The organism is Plantactinospora sp. BC1, assembly GCF_003030345.1.
Taxonomy (GTDB): Bacteria; Actinomycetota; Actinomycetes; order Mycobacteriales; family Micromonosporaceae; genus Plantactinospora.
The window spans coordinates 8,276,641-8,297,051 of the sequence record NZ_CP028158.1 but is presented as its reverse complement, the minus strand read 5'-3'; the positions used below and the strand labels follow the sequence as shown (position 1 = coordinate 8,297,051).

Below are 20,411 nucleotides of genomic sequence, written 5' to 3'. Positions count from 1 at the left end.
GTCCCCCCACCACCCCCCGCGCCGTGCCCTCGCCCCCTCCGCCACGACCCCCCCCGCGTCCCACCGCCACCTCTCTCTCACCCCCCCCCCCGCCCCCCCCTCCCCCCCCCCGCCCCCCGCCCGCCCGCCCCCCCCCCCCCCCCCCCCCCCCCCCCCCCCCCCCGCCGCCCCCGCCCCCCCCCCCCCCCCCCGCCCCCCCCCCCCCCCACCCCCCCCCCCCCCCCCCCGCCCACCCCCCCCCCCCCCCCCCCCCCCACCCCCACCCCCCCCCCCCCCCCCCCCCGCCCCCCAGCCCCGCCCGCCCCCCCCCCCCCGCCCCCCCCCCGCCCACCCCCCCCCCCCCCCCCCCCCCGCGCCCATCTCGCTGCCCACCATCACACCCACACCCCGCCCACCCCCTCCTCGCACCCCCACGCCCACCCCCGCCCCCTCGCCCGCCCCACACACCCCCCCCACCCTACCCGCCCCGCCCCCCGCCCTTCCCCCCTCCCCCGCCCCCCCCCCCCGCCCCCCCGCCGACCCGCCAGCCCTCCCCGCCCTCCGCCTCCCTCCCCCCCCCCACCACGCCCCCCCTCACCCCCACCCGCGCGCCCCCCCCGCCCCCCCCCCCCCCTCCCCCCCCGCCCCCCCCCCCCCCCCCCCCCCCCCCCCCCGCGCCCCCCCCCCCCCCCCCCCCGCCCCCCTCCCCCCCCCCCCCCTCCCCCCACCCCCCCCCCCCCTCCCCCCCCCCCCCCCCCCCGTACCGCCCCCCCCCCCCCCCCGCCCTCCCCCCCCCCCCCCCCCCCACTCCCCCCCCCCCCCCCCCCCATCCCCCCCCCCCCCCCCCCCCTCCGCCCCCCTCGGCCGTTGCCAGCCTGCCCGCCAGCCCGAGCCATTCTACCCCCCGCCGACCCCTCGTATCCTCCCCACTCCCCCCGACTCAACCCCGCAGCCTCTCCCCGCTGTCTCACAACGCACACGAGCTCCTCTACCCCGCGCCCACACCGACAGCGCCCACGAGCCGCGCGTCCGTTCAGTTCGGCCAGGTTCTCCATTATCTTCTCCAGTATCTCCGTCCCCGTGTTCTCTCCGTCCCCCTTCTATATTCTTCTCCTGTCCTTCTTCATTGCTTTCTCTTCTTCACATCTTCCGCTTCCGACTATATTCCTTGTTTTCCTCTCTTTTTTCTCCCTCTCCTTTCTCCCACCCCCCCCCTCCCCCTCTTCCTCCCCCCCCCCCCCCCCTCTCCCCCCCCCCCCCCCCCCTCCTCCCCCCCCCCCCCCCCCCCCCCCCCCCCTCCCCCCTCCCCCCCCCCCCCTCCCCCCCCTCCCCCCCCCCCCCCCCCCCCACCCCCCCCTCCCCCCCCCCCCTCCCCCCCCCCCCTCCCCCCCCCCCCCTCCCCCCCCTCCCCCCCCCTCCCCCCGTCCGCCCGTTGCCCCCCTGCTCCTCCTGCCCCCCCCCCCACCCGCCCCCGACCCTCCCCCCTTCCCCCCGCTCCCCTACCCCCCCCCCACCCTCCCCCCTCCACCTCCTCCCACTTCTACCGTCTCACCTACGGAACTACTACCGCCCGCCATGACCACGCGACCAGTCCGAACGGGACGGCGGGCGCGAAGCGCCTGACCACCCGGCTGCCGACCCCGGCGGCCAGCCGCGCCGGCCACGTGTTCCCGCCGACCAGGCAGGCCGCCCCGCCCCCCATCGCGGCCATCTCCCCCAGCGAGGGCCCGCCGCCGAGGTCGCCGCCGCCGCTTGCCGCACCCCGCTCCGTCAACGACCCCACCCCCGGCCCGCCGGTCACCAGTAACCGACGAACTGCACGGCCACCCGCGCCCGCCCCACGCCCGCCCGGGCCGCGTCAGAGCCGACCCTCCGCCGCTCACCGCCGCCCCGTCCCCCCCGGCGCCGCCCGCGCCCCCGGCCAGGGCACCAGCCCGCCCCCCAGCGCCCCGCCGAGCCCGTCGCTCCGCCCCCGCCTCCCGCTCCGCCCGTCCCCCCCCCCCCCACCCGCCGCCCCCGACCCCCCCCGCCCGCTGCCGACCCCCCCCCCCGTCCCCCCCGCCCCCCGCGCCCCCGTCCCCCCCCGCCCGGCCGCCCCTCCGGCGCCCCGCCCACCCGTCCCCCCCCCCCCCCCCCCCCCCCCACCCCCCGACCACACCACCCCCATGACAACTTGACCACAAAGATGCTCGCGTCCACTGTGCAATTCTCAACAAACGACCAACCCACAACCCACCACCCCACACCAACCCGACAACCGCCGGCGGTATATGAGGCAAGGCGTGCCTGGCAGAGACAACAACCCACAACACACGGTTGTTCTCTCAGGACCCAACAGGATGCTCTACACCCACCACCAGCCGCACCAACCCGACCTTCCACACCCCCCAAGAGGGGGCCGTACTCGCCATGGTTGGCCGTTGCCAGCCGTGAACTCGCCAGTGTCTCCGCCAACGAGCACCCCGCCACCACACTCATGGATGACGCGGGCTCCTACCCGACCTTCGCCGGGAGGTGCTCCTTAGAAAGGAGGTGATCCAGCCGCACCTTCCGGTACGGCTACCTTGTTACGACTTCGTCCCAATCGCCAGCCCCACCTTCGACGGCTCCCCCCCTTACGGGTTAGGCCACCGGCTTCGGGTGTTGCCGACTTTCGTGACGTGACGGGCGGTGTGTACAAGGCCCGGGAACGTATTCACCGCAGCGTTGCTGATCTGCGATTACTAGCGACTCCGACTTCACGGGGGACACCAACCCCACACCAGACTCGAACCAACCCCAATCACGATCCAAACACAACACCTCCACCCCCACACCCACCGGCAACCGCCCCAACAAACCCTCCTGCGTCAACACCACCGACACACCCGTATCCCCCAACACAAAACCCAACCGCTCCACCGGATACTCCGGATCCAACGGCACATAACCACCCCCCGCCTTCAACACCCCCAACAAACCCACCACCATCTCCACCCCACGCCCCACACACAACCCCACCAACACCTCCGGACCAACACCCAAACCCCGCAACCGCCCCGCCACCAAACCCGCCCGACGATCCAACTCCGCAAACGACAACGACACCCCCTCACACACCACCGCCGTCGCCCCCGGACACCGCCCCACCACACCCTCGAACAACTCATGCACCAACCCACCACCAAACACACCCACCCCACCCCAACCCCACCCCAACAACCGCCCCCGCTCCACCGACGACAACAACCCCAACTCCGACAACCCCAACCCCGAACCACCAACAACCGAACCCAACAACACCACAAAAGAACCCACCAACCGCTCCACCGACCCCACATCAAACAAATCGGTGCCCGTCCATCAGTCGGGTCGGCCCCGGGGGCTCGGCGTCGTACCGCGCGACGGCCACGCCGGTCCCCGCGCAGCGCTCGCCCCCGACCAGCCCGTCCAGCGCGGGCAGCGCCGCGCCTCCCCGCGCCCGGGTCGCGACTACCCCGCGCCGGCCGTCCGCCGCCGGGTGCAGCATATCTACCCCCCCCCCCGCCACCGGCAGCCCCCCCGCGCTCCCCCCGCACCCCCCCGTCCCCGCCCCGCACCTCGACCCGCCCACCCCCCCGGCCGCCCCCCCCACCCCCCAACTCGCACTCCGGGTGGTCCGGCGCCGCCCGCCGCTCCGGTTCGCGCCGCTCAGCCCGGATCGGCACCCGCTGGCCGCGCACCCGCCCCTCGCCGCCCCGTCCTCGCCCACCCCCCTCACCCAGCGCGCCAGTCCCCCCCCGCTCGCCCCGACCCTGCGCCCCCGGCACCGCCGGCGTCCGCCTCGGCCTCCCTCCCGTCGAACCGCTCTGCCTGCGGCCCACCCCCCCTCCGAAGGGCCCTCCCACGCGCACGCGACCACGCCGGCACTCCGGCCACAGGCCCCGCCATCCTCGCGCGCCGACCCGCGGTGACAACTTGACCACAAAGATGCTCGCGTCCACTGTGCAATTCTCAACAAACGACCAACCCACAACCCACCACCCCACACCAACCCGACAACCGCCGGCGGTATATGAGGCAAGGCGTGCCTGGCAGCCAGACGAACCCGAAGGCCCGCCACAGCCACTGAAGAACCAACCTCGCGGTTGTTCCTTCAGGACCCAACAGGGTGCCCATCATCCACCACCAGCCGCACCAACCCGACCTTCCACACCCCCCAAAAGGGGCCGTACTCGCCGAAAGTTGGCCGTTGCCAGCCGTGAACTCGCCAGTGTCTCCGCCAACGAGCACCCCGACCCGACATCCGCAGGTCGTGGGCTCCTACCCGGCCTTCGCCGGGAGGTGCTCCTTAGAAAGGAGGTGATCCAGCCGCACCTTCCGGTACGGCTACCTTGTTACGACTTCGTCCCAATCGCCAGCCCCACCTTCGACGGCTCCCCCCCAAAAGGGTTAGGCCACCGGCTTCGGGTGTTGCCGACTTTCGTGACGTGACGGGCGGTGTGTACAAGGCCCGGGAACGTATTCACCGCAGCGTTGCTGATCTGCGATTACTAGCGACTCCGACTTCACGGGGTAATGTGGTGTATTATTCTTTTGTATACGCAGATGTGTATAAGGGGCAGGCTCCGGACCCGGGTGCCTCGGGACGCCCCGACCGTCGGTTCGGTGGTCGAACTCTTCCCCGGGGCGGCCTGGCAATCGGTCGGCCGATCGCGAATATGCGGGTGTTGATTTTGGATGAGTGGTGGGAGCCGGTGCCGGTGGGGGTGGCGGGTGAGGTGTTTTTGGGTGGGGTGGGTTTGGCGCGGGGTTATTGGGGTCGGCCGGGTTTGACGGCGTCGCGGTTTGTGCCGGATCCGTTTGGTGGTGTGGTGGGTGGTCGGTTGTATCGGACTGGTGATGTGGGTCGGTTCCGGTCCGATGGTGTGGTGGAGTTTTTGGGTCGGGTGGATGAGCAGGTGAAGGTGCGGGGTTATCGGGTGGAGCCGGGTGAGGTTGAGGCGGTGTTGGTGGGGTTGGCGGAGGTGTCGGAGGCGGTGGTGGTGGTTCGGGATGATGGGGTGTCGGGTCGGCGGTTGGTGGCGTATGTGGTGCCGGCGGTGGTGGGGGTGACGCCGGCGGTGTCGGTGTTGCGGGCGGCGTTGTCGCGGGTGTTGCCGGAGTACATGGTGCCGTCGGTGTTTGTGTGGTTGGCGGCGTTGCCGTTGACGGCGAATGGGAAGTTGGATCGGCGGGCGTTGCCGGTGCCGGTGGAGCGTCCGGAGTTGGAGGTGGCGTTCGAGGCGCCGCGTTCGGTGACGGAGCGGGTGTTGGCGGGGTTGTGGGTGGAGTTGTTGGGGGTGGACCGGGTCGGGGTGCACGACAACTTCTTCGAACTCGGCGGACACTCACTGCCGACCCCAATAACCCCGCGCCAAACCCACCCCACCCAAAAACACCTCACCCGCCACCCCCACCGGCACCGGCTCCCACCACTCATCCAAAATCAACACCCGCATATTCGCGATCGGCCGACCGATGTTGGGCTGGGGTGAGTCGCCGATCCGGGCGACGGTCGTGTCGATCGTGCACTCGGTCGGGCCGTACGAGTTCCAGATCGTCATGTCGGTCAGCTCGTACAGTTGCTTCCACAGTGCCGAGTCGATCGCCTCGCCGCTGACCAGCATCGTCGACGGCGGCTCGGGCAGTTTCGCCAGGCCCTGCCGGAGCAGCGGCTCCAACTGGCTCGGGGTCGTCTCCAGTACGTCGACCGGGTTGCGCGCCAGCCAGCCGAGGAAGTCCGCCGGTGCGAGCCGTACGCTCTCCGGCACGATCACGATCTCCCAGCCGTGGCAGAGCGCGAGCAGGGTGTCCAGTGACTGGTCGAAGGCGATCGAGGCGTTCAGCGCGACCCGCCCGACCGGGTCCTTGGGGGTCCAGCGCAACTCGTGCGCGAAATTGGCCAGGCCGCCGTGTTGGATGACCACACCCTTCGGTCGCCCCGTCGACCCCGACGTGTACATCACATACGCCACATTCTCCGGACCCGCCCCCGACCCACCAGACACCAACCCCACACCAGACTCGAACCAACCCCAATCACGATCCAAACACAACACCTCCACCCCCACACCCACCGGCAACCGCCCCAACAAACCCTCCTGCGTCAACACCACCGACACACCCGTATGCCGACCCCAATAACCCCGCGCCAAACCCACCCCACCCAAAAACACCTCACCCGCCACCCCCACCGGCACCGGCTCCCACCACTCATCCAAAATCAACACCCGCATATTCGCGATCGGCCGACCGATCGGCACCGGGGCGGACGGGTCGGCGCCGGGCGGGCAGGGCCAGGAGGTGACGTCGATCGACGCCTCGGTCGGCCCGTAGAGGTTGTGCAGTTCGGCCCGGAACCGGTGCTGGAACTCCCGCACCGTCGAGCCGGCCAGCGTCTCACCGCTGGCCAGCACCCGGGTCAGGGTCGGGCAGCCGCCGGGTACCGCCCGGACGAACTGGTCCAGCATGGAGGGTACGAAGTGCACGGTGGTCACGCCGTACCGGTCGATGGCCGCCGCCACCCGTTCCGGGTCCCGGTGCTCCTCCGGTGGCAGGATCGCCAGTCGGGCGCCGACGGCCAGCGGCCAGAACAGTTCCCATACCGACACGTCGAACGAGTACGGCGTCTTCTGCAGAACCACGTCGTGCTCGCCGAGCCGGTATTCGGACTGCGCCCAGAGAATGCGGTTCGCCAGGCCGCCGTGTTGCACGACCACACCCTTCGGTCGCCCCGTCGACCCCGACGTGTACATCACATACGCCACATTCTCCGGACCCGCCCCCGAACCACCCGACACCAACCCCACACCAGACTCGAACCAACCCCAATCACGATCCAAACACAACACCTCCACCCCCACACCCACCGGCAACCGCCCCAACAAACCCTCCTGCGTCAACACCACCGACACACCCGTATAGCTGTAGTGACCATGAGCGTTGTTGACGGCGTGTCGGCTTGATCGATGGAGAGACCTCCGGCGAGGTGTGAGGTGCTGACGCCCATACCTACCGGAGGTCTCTATGGCCCACCGTAACGCCCGGCTGACCGTGTACGCCCGCCGCCTGCTCATCACGCGTGTCATCGATCAGGGCCGGCCAGTCGCGCACGTGGTCAAGGAGCTGGGCTGCTCACGCGCCACCGGCTACAAGTGGCTGGCCCGGTGGCGGGCAGAAGGCGACCCCGGCCTGCATGACCGGCCCAGTACCGCCCACCGGCACCCCCGCAAAACCCCGACCGAGGTCGAGCAGCAGGTCTGCCACCTGCGAACCAGCCGCAAACTCGGCCCCCGCCGACTCGCCCCACTGGTGGCCCTACCGCCATCTACCGTGCACGCCGTCCTGACCCGTCACCGGCTGCACCGCCTGGCCTGGCTGGACCGGCCCACCGGCCAACCCGTACGCCGCTACGAACGCGACCGCCCCGGCGAACTCATCCACGTCGACGTCAAGAAACTCGGCCGCCTCCGCGACGGCGGCGGCTGGAAGATCCACGGCCGCGACAGCATCGAACACCGCCGCGCCCGCAACAGCACCCGAGTCGGCTTCGACTACGTCCACTGCGCCGTCGACGACCACACCCGCCTCGCCTACGCCGAAATCCACCCAGACGAGAAGACCACCACCTGCGCCGGCTTCCTCCGCCGCGCCGCCGCGCACTTCGCCACCCTCGGCATCACCGACATCGAACGAGTCATGACCGACAACGCCCTGGCCTACCGACGCGGCCACGCCTGGCACCAAGCCCTGACCGACCTCGGCGCACAACCCCGCTTCACCCGCCGCTACCGACCACAAACCAACGGCAAAGCCGAACGCTTCAACCGCACCCTCCTCGACGAATGGGCCTACCAACAGCCCTACACCAGCAACCAACACCGCGCAGAGAGTGTTGTGATACCTCGGCGTGACCTTTGCTGACTCTTTGGACGAAGATCACTTCTGTGTCGTTGTGTTTGTAAACCGGCGTACGAGTCGTCGCTGACTGATCGGCAGTGGGCGGTGATCGAGCCGTTGTTGCCGGCACGGGACCCGCGTCGGGGTGGCCGGCCGTTGCGGTATCCGCGTCGGCTGGTCATCGACACGATCCTGTACGTGCTGCGTACCGGTGCGGCGTGGCGGCACGTTCCGCATGACCTTGTGCCGTGGGACGTGGCTTACCGGTGGTTCCGCCGCTGGAGCGCTGACGGGACCTGGGACGAGGTTCATGACCGGCTGCGAGACGCGGTGCGGATGGTCGAGGGACGTAGCCCGCAGCCGTCGGCGGCGGTGCTGGACTCGCAGACCGCGCACAGTCACCAGGGTGGCGAGGCGATCGGCTATGACGCGGGCAAACGCACTCGGGGCCGCAAGCGGCATGTCCTGGTCGACACCTGCGGACTGCTGCTACGGGCGGTGGTGCATTCCGCGTCGATCCAGGAGCGTGCCGGCGCCAAGCTGGTCCTGGCGGGGATCACCGAGTCGTTCCCGCTGCTGGGCCTGGTCTGGGCCGACGCGGGTTACGTCAACCGCGTCGACGCGGGTCTGCTGGCATGGGCGCGTACCCACGCCGGGGTCGACCTGCAGATCGTGGCCCGCAATGCCGACGTGAAAGGCTTCCAGGTGCTACCCCGACGCTGGGTGGTCGAACGAACCTTCGCCTGGTTGGGACGGTGCAGACGGTTGGCCCGCGATTACGAGCGCAAACCCGCGCACGCCGAAGCGATGATCAAAGTTGCCATGATCCGGCTGATGGCCGCCCGCCTCGCTGGCGAGGACATCGAGCCGCAGGGCCCGATCGAGACCGAAGCGGCTCGACGCCTCGACAACGAACTCAACCAGAAGTAGTCATCCAGTTACCCAACACTCTCTCCGTTTTATACATCAGCCGTTCGGCTAGCATCCCCCGATACCAACGGGCTAAGGTGATGCCTGAACAGCCACACGACACCTCCACCACCCGACCACCACATAACGAACCTCCACCACCGAACAACTCGCACCCCCGCCCACCCAGCAGGGAGGACCACCATGACAACCACCACAGCCCCCACCACCACGGTCCCGGCCACCACCCGGACCGACCACCCCACCCCCAACGACACCGCCACCGAACTCCTACACGCCATGACCGCCCTACCCACCCACCACCCCTCCCGACCCGCCCTCCGCGACAAAGCCATCGAAGCCTGGCTCCCCCTGGCCCACCACCTCGCCCACCGCTACAGCGGACGCGGCGAACCCACCGACGACCTCATCCAAACCGCCGCCGTCGGCCTCATCAAAGCCATCGACAAATGGGACCCCACCCGCGGCGTCGACTTCGCCGGCTACGCCATCCCCACCATCATCGGCGAACTCAAACGACACTTCCGCGACCGCACCTGGGACATCCGCGTCCCCCGCCGCCTCCAGGAACTCCGCCTCGCCATCAGCGAAGCCAACAGCAACCTCCTACAAACCCTCGGCCGCTCCCCCACCATCACCGACATCGCCACCCACCTCAACCTCACCGAAGAAGAAGTCCTCGAAGGACTCGAAGGCGCCCGCGCCTACAACGCCGTCTCCCTGTCCACCCCCACCGGCGACGGCGACCGCACCACCGAACTCGGCGACCTCCTCGGCAGCGAAGACAACGAATACGAACTCGCCGAACTCCGCGTCGCCCTCGGCCCCGCCCTGGCCACCCTCGACGAACGCGAACAGAAAATCCTCACCCTCCGCTTCTACGGCAACCTCACCCAATCCCAAATCGCCGAACAAATCGGCGTCTCCCAAATGCACATCAGCCGCCTCCTCACCCGCGCCCTCACCAAACTCCGCGGCCAACTCGCCGACACGTACTGATTTTTGGTCATGATCGGGTGGTGGGTGGGGGCGGATCGCGGAACACCGGGCCGGTGGCGGTGGTTATACCCGGCGTACGTCCGCAGCAGCAGTCCCCCCCGGGCTTGCCGGGTCGGTGGGAGTTGGTTGCGGGCGGCCGGTGACCGGCCCCGGGAATGACGGGCGGTCGGCGTCGGTTACATCTGCCTGGCACCCCGGGTAGCGGGAACGGTCCCCGACCGTGAACCCCCCTGGCCTGTGTTGGGTGTTGTTCTTTCCCCCGGAACGTGGTTTTCGGGTTTCTTTCCTTTCGACGCGCCGCGGGTGCGGTGTTGTCGTTCCCCCGGAATGGAAGGCGACCATCATGACTTTCGTCAAGCGATGGCTACCGGCCATCACCGAGACTCCGATGCGTAAGACCGCGCTGGGTATCGCCGGACTCGCCGTTGTCGGTGGCGCGTTCGCCGGCCCGGTGATCGCGATGGACACCCCGACCACGGGGTCGCCGACCGCCGCGTCGGTGACCGCCGACATCAAGCAGATCGACAAGCGGGCGCCGTCGAAGATGCTGGACTACCAGTACAAGGCGCAGGAGAACTTCTACTACTGCGCGCCCGCGGCGACCCGGATCGCGCTGTCGGCGCAGGGACACACCCCGTCGCAGGACGAGGTGGCCAAGCAGCTGGGTACGACCGAGGCGGGTACGAACTCGGCCGAGGACACCACCCGGGTCCTCAACTCCGCCGGTGGTAAGGACTATCAGACGGTGGCGATCCCGGACAGCACCGCCAAGCCGGAGCAGATGGACCGGCTCCAGGTCGACATCGTCAACGCGATCGACGCCAAGCGTCCGGTGGTGATGAACATCAAGGGCACCGCCACCGACGTCGACGGTGTACCGCACTCCTACGAGGGCGGGCACTACCTGACCGTCGTGGGCTACGACGACCACGGCCGGAAGGTGAAGATCGCCGACCCGGCGAACCCGAACCAGAGCGAGTACTGGATGAGCACCATCACCCTCGCCAACTGGGCCGCCGAACGCGGATACTCCGCATAACGCACGACCGAATGGGCCAGCCCCACCCCGGGGCTGGCCCATTCGGGATGCTCCTATGGAAGTCAAGGGGTGTTGAGGGCGGTGAAGTCGGCGAGGAGGGCGGTGTGGACCTCGCGGACGATGTAGCGCTTGAGGCAGCGCATGATCTCTTTCTTGCTGAGTCCTTGTTTGGTGCGTTTGTCGACGTAGGCGCGGGTGCGGGGGTCGTAGCGCATGCGGACCAGGGCGATGGTGTGCAGTGCGTTGTTCGCGGCTCTGTCGCCGCCTCGGTTGAGGCGGTGTCGGTCGGTTCGTCCGCTGCTGGCGGGGATGGGGGCGGCGCCGCAGAGGTGGGCCAGGGCGGCTTCGGAGCGCAGCCGGTCGGGGTTGTCGCCGGCGGTGGTCAGGAGTTGACCGGCGACGTCGGTGCCGATGCCGTAGACGGCGTTCAGGTGTGGTGCGGTGCGGGCGACGGCGGGTCGTAAACGGCGGTCGGCCTGGTTGATCTCGGCGGTGAGGTGTTGGATCCGGGTGGCGATCACGGCCAGGGCTGCCTTGGTGGCCTCCACAGGATCGGTGAGTTGGGTCTCGTCGGTGTGGAGGGCGGCGCACCGGTCGACAAGTTTGGTCGTTCCCGCGTCGGCGAGGTCCTGGCGCAGCGCATCGGGTGCGGATGCGATCAGTCCGTGCAGCTGGTTGAGGGCCGCGGTGCGGGCCTTGACCGCTCCTCGCCGGGCCACGCGCAGGGCGCGGATGGCCTCGACCGGTCCGGTGCGGGTCTTGGGTGTGCCGGTGGCTTGCCCGGACAGGGCGGCGCGGGCGGCGGCGAGCGCGTCGAGGGGGTCGGATTTGCCTTTGGCGCGGCGGGCACGTCGGTCCGGGCGGTCGATCTCGACCAGGGTGATGCCACGGGTGCTCAGGTAGCGGGCGAGGCCGGCGCCGTAGGTGCCGGTGCCTTCCACCCCGATCTTGACCACCCGACCGAACCCACGAAGCCATGCGAGCAGCTGTTGGTAGCCGGTGGTGGTGGCCGGGAACTCATGATCACCCAGGATCCTGCCGGTCTGATCGACCGCGGCGGCGTGATGGGTTTTGCCGTGTGTGTCGACGCCGCCTGTGACCTGACGCTTCTTGGCTGCCATGCTGGAACCGTCGTCCCTTTCGCTTGCACCGAACAGGGTCGGCACGCACCGCCGGGACGGGCGGACAGGACAGTGACGGGACCTCTTGCACAGGCTCCTATCAGGTCACGAACGCCCGGTCGGTGAGTGCAGGAACGGGTCACCCGGGCAGACCGACGAATCCCCTAGAAGACACCCAAGGTCAGTCAGAGGCTGAGTCAGACCGGCCGGGTGACCCGCTCCTACATCCTCACTGTCAGCTGACTGTGAGCATGGCGGGGTCGGTTCATCAGTGGTGAGCTGATAGTCGGTAGTAGTGGGCGTGACTCTTCGTCTGACTGGCCTTTGGTGCCTTCGCGTGGACTTGTCCGCCCGCTGCTGCCGGCGCCGGCCCGGCGGGAGACGTTGGCCTGATCAGGAGCTTGACCGCCAGTTAGCGGCTGGCGTGTCTCATCACAGTCCTGCCATCTCCGCACCGGACCGGACCCTTGCGTCCCCACGGGTGAGGAGAGAACGCATGTCCATGCTGACAGAACTGGTCGAGGTCGTCATCGGCGTCGACACCCACAAACACACCCACACCGCCGCGATCCTCGACGCCCGTACCGGCGCGGTGCTGGACCGGGTGACGGTCACCGCCGACCCGGACGGCTAGGGCGACCTGCTGGGCGTGGCCGAGCGGCACTCAGGGCTGCGGGCCTGGGCGGTGGAGGGCACCGGCGGCTACGGCGCGGGTCTGCACCGGCATCTGGCCGGCGCCGGTGAGTTGGTCGTCGAGCTGGACCGGCCGAAGCGGCCCGCTCGCCGTGCTGGGGCGAAGTCCGATCCGATCGACGCCGAACGCGCCGCCCGTGATGCCCTGGCCCGGACCCGCCTGGCCCAGCCCAAAACCGGACCGCAGCGGGCGGCGTTGCAGATGCGGCTGACCGCTCGCCGCGCGGCGGTCGAAGCCGCCACCACCGCCCAGCGGCAACTACACGCGATGGTCATCACCGCGCCGGAGACGGTCCGTGCCCGGTTCCGCGGCCAGAGCACCCGGACGATGATCACCACCGCCGCCCGGCTGCGACCCGCAACGGCCAGCGGAAACATCGAGATCACCACCGCGCTGACAGTGTTGCGTGACCTCGCCCGACGCGTCCGCGCCCTGGAAACCGAAGCCGCCGCCCACGAGGCGGCGATCCGCGCCATCGTGCGGTCCTGGCGCCCGGACCTACTCACCCTGACCGGAGTCGGCCCGATCGTGGCCGCCACCGTCCTGACCGCCTGGTCCCACCCCGGCCGCTGCCGCGACGACGCCGCCTTCGCGATGCTCGCCGGCGTGGCCCCGATCCCCGCATCATCGGGCAAGACCGTCCGTTACCGGCTCAACCGCTCCGGCGACCGACAACTCAACCGCGCCCTACACACCATCACCCTGTCCCGGCTGCGCTACGACGAACGCACCCGGGCCTACGCCGACCGCCGCCGCACCCAGGGCAAAACCGACCGCGAGATCAAACGCTGCCTCAAGCGCTACATCACCCGAGAGCTCTACCGACGCCTCGAAACACCACCCTCAACCACTTGACGCACCATAGGAGCGTCCCGTCTGAGCCGATCCGGCGGGCCTCGACGGCCCGTGGTCGCCCCGCGACCACGGGCCGTCGACTTTTCCGGTGGGCTTTTCCGGGGTACGGCGGGAGGACTGGCCCTTATACACATCTAAACCAGGGCCGCCGGATCGCCCCGGTGCGGCCGACCCGGCCACCAGAACCGCTCCCCGAAGCTGTTTCTTATACACATCCTAAGCTGCTGACGATAATGTGTATAATGGACAGGGGCTGGACGGTGCGGGCCGAGCCGGTCGACGGCCCGGTGGCGGGCGCCCTGCTGCGGGACTACTACACCGAGATCGTCGGCCGCTACCACCAGCGGCGGGTTAGGCCACCGGCTTCGGGTGTTGCCGACTTTCGTGACGTGACGGGCGGTGTGTACAAGGCCCGGGAACGTATTCACCGCAGCGTTGCTGATCTGCGATTACTAGCGACTCCGACTTCACGGGGTCGAGTTGCAGACCCCGATCCGAACTGAGACCGGCTTTTTGGGATTCGCTCCACCTCACGGTATCGCAGCCCATTGTACCGGCCATTGTAGCATGCGTGAAGCCCTGGACATAAGGGGCATGATGACTTGACGTCATCCCCACCTTCCTCCGAGTTGACCCCGGCAGTCTTCGATGAGTCCCCGCCATAACGCGCTGGCAACATCGAACAAGGGTTGCGCTCGTTGCGGGACTTAACCCAACATCTCACGACACGAGCTGACGACAGCCATGCACCACCTGTGACCGCCCCCGAAGGACCCCACATCTCTGCAGGTTTTGCGGCCATGTCAAACCCAGGTAAGGTTCTTCGCGTTGCATCGAATTAATCCGCATGCTCCGCCGCTTGTGCGGGCCCCCGTCAATTCCTTTGAGTTTTAGCCTTGCGGCCGTACTCCCCAGGCGGGGCGCTTAATGCGTTAGCTGCGGCACAGAGAACCGGAGAGGCCCCCCACACCTAGCGCCCAACGTTTACAGCGTGGACTACCAGGGTATCTAATCCTGTTCGCTCCCCACGCTTTCGCTCCTCAGCGTCAGTATCGGCCCAGAGACCCGCCTTCGCCACCGGTGTTCCTCCTGATATCTGCGCATTTCACCGCTACACCAGGAATTCCAGTCTCCCCTACCGAACTCTAGCCTGCCCGTATCGGCTGCAAGCCCACAGTTGAGCTGTGGGTTTTCACAGTCGACGCGACAAGCCGCCTACGAGCTCTTTACGCCCAATAAATCCGGACAACGCTCGCGCCCTACGTCTTACCGCGGCTGCTGGCACGTAGTTGGCCGGCGCTTCTTCTGCAGGTACCGTCACTTCCGCTTCGTCCCTGCTGAAAGAGGTTTACAACCCGAAGGCCGTCATCCCTCACGCGGCGTCGCTGCATCAGGCTTCCGCCCATTGTGCAATATTCCCCACTGCTGCCTCCCGTAGGAGTCTGGGCCGTGTCTCAGTCCCAGTGTGGCCGGTCGCCCTCTCAGGCCGGCTACCCGTCGTCGCCTTGGTAGGCCATCACCCCACCAACAAGCTGATAGGCCGCGAGCCCATCCCAGGCCGAAAAACTTTCCACCCACCACCATGCGGTGACAAGTCATATCCGGTATTAGCCCCCGTTTCCGAGGGTTATCCCAAAGCCTGAGGCAGGTTACTCACGTGTTACTCACCCGTTCGCCGCTCGAGTACCCCGAAGGGCCTTTCCGCTCGACTTGCATGTGTTAAGCACGCCGCCAGCGTTCGTCCTGAGCCAGGATCAAACTCTCCAACAAAAACCATCGAAAAATTTGCAACCCGGCAACAATAAAATGGAGGTGGCGTTCGAGGCGCCGCGTTCGGTGACGGAGCGGGTGTTGGCGGGGTTGTGGGTGGAGTTGTTGGGGGTGGACCGGGTCGGGGTGCACGACAACTTCTTCGAACTCGGCGGACACTCACTACTGGCGACCCAGTTGCTGTGGCGGCTACAGCAGCAGCACGGAATCGACCTGCCGGTCCGGGTGGTCTTCGAGGCGCCGACGGTGGCCCGGCTGGCGAGCGCGCTGGACGCCGCCGAGACCGGTACCGCGACCGCGATCACCGCCGTGGCCCGGGACGGCGAGCTTCCGCTGTCGTACGCGCAGCAGCGGCTCTGGTTCCTGCACCAGCTCATGCCGAGCGGTTCGGCGTACCACATGCAGTGGACCGCGCGGCTGCGCGGACGTCTCGACCTCGCGGCGCTGGACCGCGCGGTGACCGCACTGGTGGCCCGGCACGAGGTGCTGCGGACCAGGTTCACCGTGCTGGCCGGCCGCCCGAACCAGGTGATCGACGCACCGCGACCGGTGACCGTGCCGGTGACCGACCTGACCGGCGTGCGGCCGGAAGACGCCCGCCGCGACGCGGCCCGGGCGGTCCGGGTCGAGGAGTCGGCCACCCCCTTCGACCTCGCCACCGGGCCGGTCCACCGAGCCCGGCTGGTCCGGCTCGGGCCCGAGGAGCACCTCCTGGTCTGGACCATGCACCACATCGCCGGTGACGGCCGCTCGATGAACCGGCTCTCGACCGAGATCGCCGCGCTGTACCGGGCCGAGCTGACCGGTGCGCCGAGCGGCCTGCCCGAGCTGCCGGTCCAGTACGTCGACTTCGCCGCCTGGCAGCGGGACCGGCTCCAGGGGCCGGCCGGGGAGGCCGGGCTCTCCTACTGGCGCGAGCAGCTCGCCGGGGCCGAGCAGTTGGAACTGCCCACCGACCGCCCGCGCGGGGCGCTGCGCACCGGCGGCGCGGTGCACAGCTTCGAGCTGGACGCCGAGCTGGTCGGGCGACTCCGGGAGCTGGGGGGCCGGCACGGCGCCACCCTGTTCATGACGTTGCTCGCCGGCTTCGCCACGCTGCTGCACCGCTACACCGGGCAGCGGGACTTCACCATCGGCTGCCCGGTCTCGGACCGGCACCAGGCCGAGACGGCGAACCTGATCGGCCTCTTCCTCAACGTACTGGTGATGCGGGTGGACTGTTCCGGCGACCCGAGCTTCGCGGAGCTGCTGGAACGGGTACGGGACACCGCGATCGAGGCGTACACGCACCAGGAACTGCCGTTCGAGGTGCTGGTCGACGAGCTGAGCCCGGAGCGGGACCTCGCCCGGAACCCGCTCTACCAGGTCGACTTCCAGCTGCATCCCCGGTTCACCACCTCCGAACTGCTGGACCTGCCCGGACTGGAGATGACCGACGAGCCGGAGATCCCCACCGACAGCGCGGTGGTCGACCTCTCGCTCTATCTGGCGGAATGGGACGGCCGGGTCAGGGGCGACCTCCGGTACCGCACCGATTTGTTTGATGTGGGGTCGGTGGAGCGGTTGGTGGGTTCTTTTGTGGTGTTGTTGGGTTCGGTTGTTGGTGGTTCGGGGTTGGGGTTGTCGGAGTTGGGGTTGTTGTCGTCGGTGGAGCGGACTGGAGAGGGGCGGGCCGGCGTGCGAATCATGATCGCGGATGACGAGGCGGCCATCCGTGAGTCGCTGGAGCGGGTGCTCCAGGTCGAGGGTTACGACACCAGCACCGTCGCCAACGGTCTCGCCTGTCCCTTATCCACATCTCAAAGACTGCCAGGCACGCCTTGCCTCATATACCGCCGGCGGTTGTCGGGTTGGTGTGGGGTGGTGGGTTGTGGGTTGGTCGTTTGTTGAGAATTGCACAGTGGACGCGAGCATCTTTGTGGTCAAGTTGTCAAGGGCGGACGGTGGATGCCTTGGCACCAGGAGCCGATGAAGGACGTGGGAGGCCGCGATAGGCCTGGGGGAGCTGTCAACCGAGCTGTGATCCCAGGGTGTCCGAATGGGGTAACCTGGCACCAGTCATGTGGTGTCACCTGCACCTGAATTCATAGGGTGTGTGGAGGGAACGCGGGGAAGTGAAACATCTCAGTACCCGTAGGAAGAGAAAACAATAGTGATTCCGTGAGTAGTGGCGAGCGAAAGCGGATTGAGGCTAAACCGGTTGCGTGTGATACCTGTCAGGGGTTGCGTGGTCGGGGTTGTGGGACCTCATGACACGAGCTGACACTCGTGTGGGGAGTTATAAAGCCAGTTGTTAGCTGAATGGTGTGGAAAAGCCAACCGTAGGCGGTGATAGTCCGGTAGGTGAAAGCAGCTGGTCTTCCTTGTGGGTGTTCCCGAGTAGCGGCGGACTCCTGTAATCTGCCGTGAATCTGCCAGGACCACCTGGTAAGCCTAAATACTTCCTGGTGACCGATAGCGGACGAGTACCGTGAGGGAATGGTGAAAAGTACCCCGGGAGGGGAGTGAAATAGTACCTGAAACCGTTCGCCTACAATCCGTCGGAGCCTTTAGGGGTGACGGCGTGCCTTTTGAAGAATGAGCCTGCGAGTTAGTGGCATGTGGCGAGGTTAACCCGTGTGGGGTAGCCGTAGCGAAAGCGAGTCTTAATAGGGCGTGTAGTCGCGTGTTCTAGACCCGAAGCGGGGTGATCTAGCCATGGGCAGGCTGAAGCGTGGGTAAGACCGCGTGGAGGGCCGAACCCACCAACGTTGAAAAGTTGGGGGATGACCTGTGGTTAGGGGTGAAAGGCCAATCAAACTCCGTGATAGCTGGTTCTCCCCGAAATGCATTTAGGTGCAGCGTCGTGTGTTTCTTGCCGGAGGTAGAGCACTGGATGGTCTAGGGGCCCTACAAGGTTACTGAAATCAGCCAAACTCCGAATGCCGGTAAGTGAGAGCGCGGCAGTGAGACTGCGGGGGATAAGCTTCGTAGTCGAGAGGGAAACAGCCCAGATCGCCAGCTAAGGCCCCTAAGCGTGTGCTAAGTGGAAAAGGATGTGGGGTCGCATAGACAACCAGGAGGTTGGCTTAGAAGCAGCCACCCTTTAAAGAGTGCGTAATAGCTCACTGGTCAAGTGGTTCCGCGCCGACAATGTAGCGGGGCTCAAGTACACCGCCGAAGCTGTGGCATTCACATTTTAACTTCGTGCAGGTCTTTCGGGACTTGTGTGCAGGTGTGTGGATGGGTAGGGGAGCGTCGTGCCGGGGGTGAAGCAGCAGGGTGACCTAGTTGTGGACGCGGCACGAGTGAGAATGCAGGCATGAGTAGCGAAAGAAGGGTGAGAAACCCTTCCGCCGGATGACCAAGGGTTCCAGGGCCAGGTTAATCCGCCCTGGGTGAGTCGGGGCCTAAGGCGAGGCCGAGAGGCGTAGTCGATGGATAACGGGTTGATATTCCCGTACCCGTGTAGGAGCGCCCGTGATGAACCTCGTTGTGCTAACCACCCGAACCATCCAAGACCTTCGGGTTGAGGGTGGGGAGCGTGGGAACCTGGCGGGTAGTAGTCAAGCGATGGGGTGACGCAGGAAGGTAGCTGAGCCCGGCCGGTGGTTGTGCCGGGGTAAGCGTGTAGGCCGGTGTGTAGGCAAATCCGCACACCTTGTGGCTGAGACGTGATGCCGAGCCGATTCAGGTGAAGTCAGTGATCCTATGCTGCCGAGAAAAGCCTCTAGCGAGTTCCGAGCGGCCCGTACCCTAAACCGACACAGGTGGTCAGGTAGAGAATACCGAGGCGATCGGGTGAACTGTGGTTAAGGAACTCGGCAAATTGCCCCCGTAACTTAGGGAGAAGGGGGGCCGGAGACGTGAAGCCCCATGCGGGTGGAGCGTTGTATGGCCGCAGAGAGCAGGGGGAAGCGACTGTTTACTAAAAACACAGGTCCATGCGAAGAAGTAATTCGATGTATATGGACTGACGCCTGCCCGGTGCTGGAACGTTAAGGGGACCGGTTAGTCTTTCGGGGCGAAGCTGAGAACTTAAGCGCCAGTAAACGGCGGTGGTAACTATAACCATCCTAAGGTAGCGAAATTCCTTGTCGGGTAAGTTCCGACCTGCACGAATGGCGTAACGACTTCCCCACTGTCTCAACCACAGGCCCGGCGAAATTGCAGTACGAGTAAAGATGCTCGTTACGCGCGGCAGGACGGAAAGACCCCGGGACCTTTACTATAGCTTGACATTGGTATCTGAATTAGCTTGTGTAGGATAGGTGGGAGCCGGTGAAGTCCATACGCCAGTATGGGTGGAGGCAATCTTGAAATACCACTCTGGTTGGTTTGGGTATCTAACTTCGGGCCCTTATCGGGTTCAGGGACAGTGTCTGGTGGGTAGTTTAACTGGGGCGGTTGCCTCCTAAAATGTAACGGAGGCGCCCAAAGGTTCCCTCAGCCTGGTTGGCAATCAGGTGTTGAGTGTAAGTGTATAAGGGAGCTTGACTGTGAGACTGACGGGTCGAGCAGGGACGAAAGTCGGGACTAGTGATCCGGCACTTGCGTGTGGAAGCGGTGTCGCTCAACGGATAAAAGGTACCCCGGGGATAACAGGCTGATCTTCCCCAAGAGTCCATATCGACGGGATGGTTTGGCACCTCGATGTCGGCTCGTCGCATCCTGGGGCTGTAGCAGGTCCCAAGGGTTGGGCTGTTCGCCCATTAAAGCGGTACGCGAGCTGGGTTTAGAACGTCGTGAGACAGTTCGGTCCCTATCCGCCGTGCGCGTAGGATACTTGAGAAGGGCTGTCCCTAGTACGAGAGGACCGGGACGGACGAACCTCTGGTGTGCCAGTTGTCCCGCCAGGGGCACGGCTGGTTGGCTACGTTCGGGAGGGATAACCGCTGAAAGCATCTAAGCGGGAAGCCTGCTTCAAGATGAGGTATCCCACCCCGTTGTGGGGGTAAGGCTCCCAGTGAGACGACTGGGTTGATAGGCCGGAGATGTAAGCCAGGTAACTGGTTCAGTTGACCGGTACTAATAGGCCGAGGACTTGACTACAAAGTTGCTACGCGTCCACTGTGTGATTCACAGCAAACGAACAACAGTTTTGCTCCTGCGTGTGGGCAGGGGGTTGTTGTTTGTGTTGTTGATA

At 66.9% G+C, this 20,411-nt stretch carries 9 protein-coding genes, 2 rRNA genes, 3 pseudogenes and 2 other annotated features; of the genes and pseudogenes, 9 read left to right on the top strand and 5 right to left on the bottom strand.

Translation table 11 applies throughout. The features are described 5' to 3' along the window. Window positions 1-1,531: 1,531 nt before the first annotated feature. Window positions 1,532-1,753 carry a hypothetical protein gene (locus tag C6361_RS37870; protein WP_199853173.1) on the bottom strand — a complete coding sequence of 74 codons (222 nt, stop codon included), beginning with the start codon at window positions 1,751-1,753 and terminating at the stop codon, window positions 1,532-1,534. Window positions 1,754-2,517: 764 nt separating this feature from the next. After that, window positions 2,518-2,652, bottom strand: a sequence feature (16S ribosomal RNA rRNA prediction is too short). Between the two features lie 180 nt (window positions 2,653-2,832). After that, a pseudogene (locus C6361_RS39420) lies at window positions 2,833-3,108 on the bottom strand (AMP-binding protein); the annotation flags it as partial. A 1,197-nt stretch (window positions 3,109-4,305) separates the two neighbouring features. Beyond that, window positions 4,306-4,440 (bottom strand) — a sequence feature (16S ribosomal RNA rRNA prediction is too short). On the opposite strand from C6361_RS39420, the pseudogene C6361_RS39415 reads away from it, so the two are divergent. Then, window positions 4,428-5,294 (top strand): annotated as a pseudogene (locus C6361_RS39415) (AMP-binding protein); the annotation flags it as partial. (Overlaps the previous feature by 13 nt.) 33 nt (window positions 5,295-5,327) lie before the next feature. On the opposite strand, the gene C6361_RS38675 reads toward C6361_RS39415, so the two are convergent. After that, window positions 5,328-7,055, bottom strand: a complete 1,728-nt coding sequence (locus C6361_RS38675; protein ID WP_304598522.1) for an AMP-binding protein — start codon at window positions 7,053-7,055, stop codon at window positions 5,328-5,330. Here C6361_RS38675 and C6361_RS36435 point away from each other — a divergent pair. From C6361_RS36435 to C6361_RS36420, 4 genes and pseudogenes are all read left to right on the top strand, one after another. Further along, a pseudogene (locus C6361_RS36435) lies at window positions 7,006-7,875 on the top strand (IS481 family transposase); the annotation flags it as partial. The gene C6361_RS38675 and the pseudogene C6361_RS36435 sit on opposite strands and share 50 nt — an antisense overlap. A 48-nt stretch (window positions 7,876-7,923) precedes the next feature. Further along, the gene (locus tag C6361_RS36430) at window positions 7,924-8,808 is read left to right on the top strand and encodes an IS5 family transposase (RefSeq protein ID WP_107270614.1); all 885 of its coding nucleotides are present in this window, start codon (window positions 7,924-7,926) and stop codon (window positions 8,806-8,808) included. A gap of 183 nt (window positions 8,809-8,991) precedes the next feature. Continuing rightward, entirely contained in the window at window positions 8,992-9,807 is an 816-nt protein-coding gene (locus C6361_RS36425) for a SigB/SigF/SigG family RNA polymerase sigma factor (RefSeq protein WP_107270613.1), read from the top strand. 343 nt (window positions 9,808-10,150) lie between these two features. Next, window positions 10,151-10,846 (top strand): C39 family peptidase, encoded by a 696-nt coding sequence (locus tag C6361_RS36420; RefSeq protein WP_107270612.1) that lies wholly within the window; start codon window positions 10,151-10,153, stop codon window positions 10,844-10,846. A 62-nt stretch (window positions 10,847-10,908) separates the two neighbouring features. Here C6361_RS36420 and C6361_RS36415 read toward each other — a convergent pair whose 3' ends face one another. Then, entirely contained in the window at window positions 10,909-11,967 is a 1,059-nt protein-coding gene (locus C6361_RS36415) for an IS110 family transposase (RefSeq protein WP_107270611.1), read from the bottom strand. A gap of 496 nt (window positions 11,968-12,463) precedes the next feature. On the opposite strand from C6361_RS36415, the gene C6361_RS37860 reads away from it, so the two are divergent. Further along, window positions 12,464-12,601: a hypothetical protein gene (locus tag C6361_RS37860; protein WP_199853172.1), complete on the top strand. Its 138-nt coding sequence runs from the start codon at window positions 12,464-12,466 to the stop codon at window positions 12,599-12,601. Between the two features lie 15 nt (window positions 12,602-12,616). Continuing rightward, window positions 12,617-13,516, top strand: coding sequence for a transposase (locus tag C6361_RS36410; RefSeq protein ID WP_199853171.1), 900 nt, complete (start codon window positions 12,617-12,619; stop codon window positions 13,514-13,516). A gap of 268 nt (window positions 13,517-13,784) precedes the next feature. Here C6361_RS36410 and C6361_RS36405 read toward each other — a convergent pair. Beyond that, window positions 13,785-15,286: ribosomal RNA gene (locus C6361_RS36405) — 16S ribosomal RNA — on the bottom strand. 42 nt (window positions 15,287-15,328) lie between these two features. Between C6361_RS36405 and C6361_RS36400 the strand changes: the two genes are divergently transcribed. Together C6361_RS36400 and C6361_RS36395 are read left to right on the top strand one after the other, a co-directional pair. Beyond that, on the top strand, window positions 15,329-17,176 hold the full coding sequence (locus C6361_RS36400; RefSeq protein ID WP_159079649.1) for a condensation domain-containing protein: 1,848 nt from the start codon (window positions 15,329-15,331) through the stop codon (window positions 17,174-17,176). 30 nt (window positions 17,177-17,206) lie between these two features. After that, window positions 17,207-20,317: ribosomal RNA gene (locus C6361_RS36395) — 23S ribosomal RNA — on the top strand. Window positions 20,318-20,411: the final 94 nt, after the last annotated feature.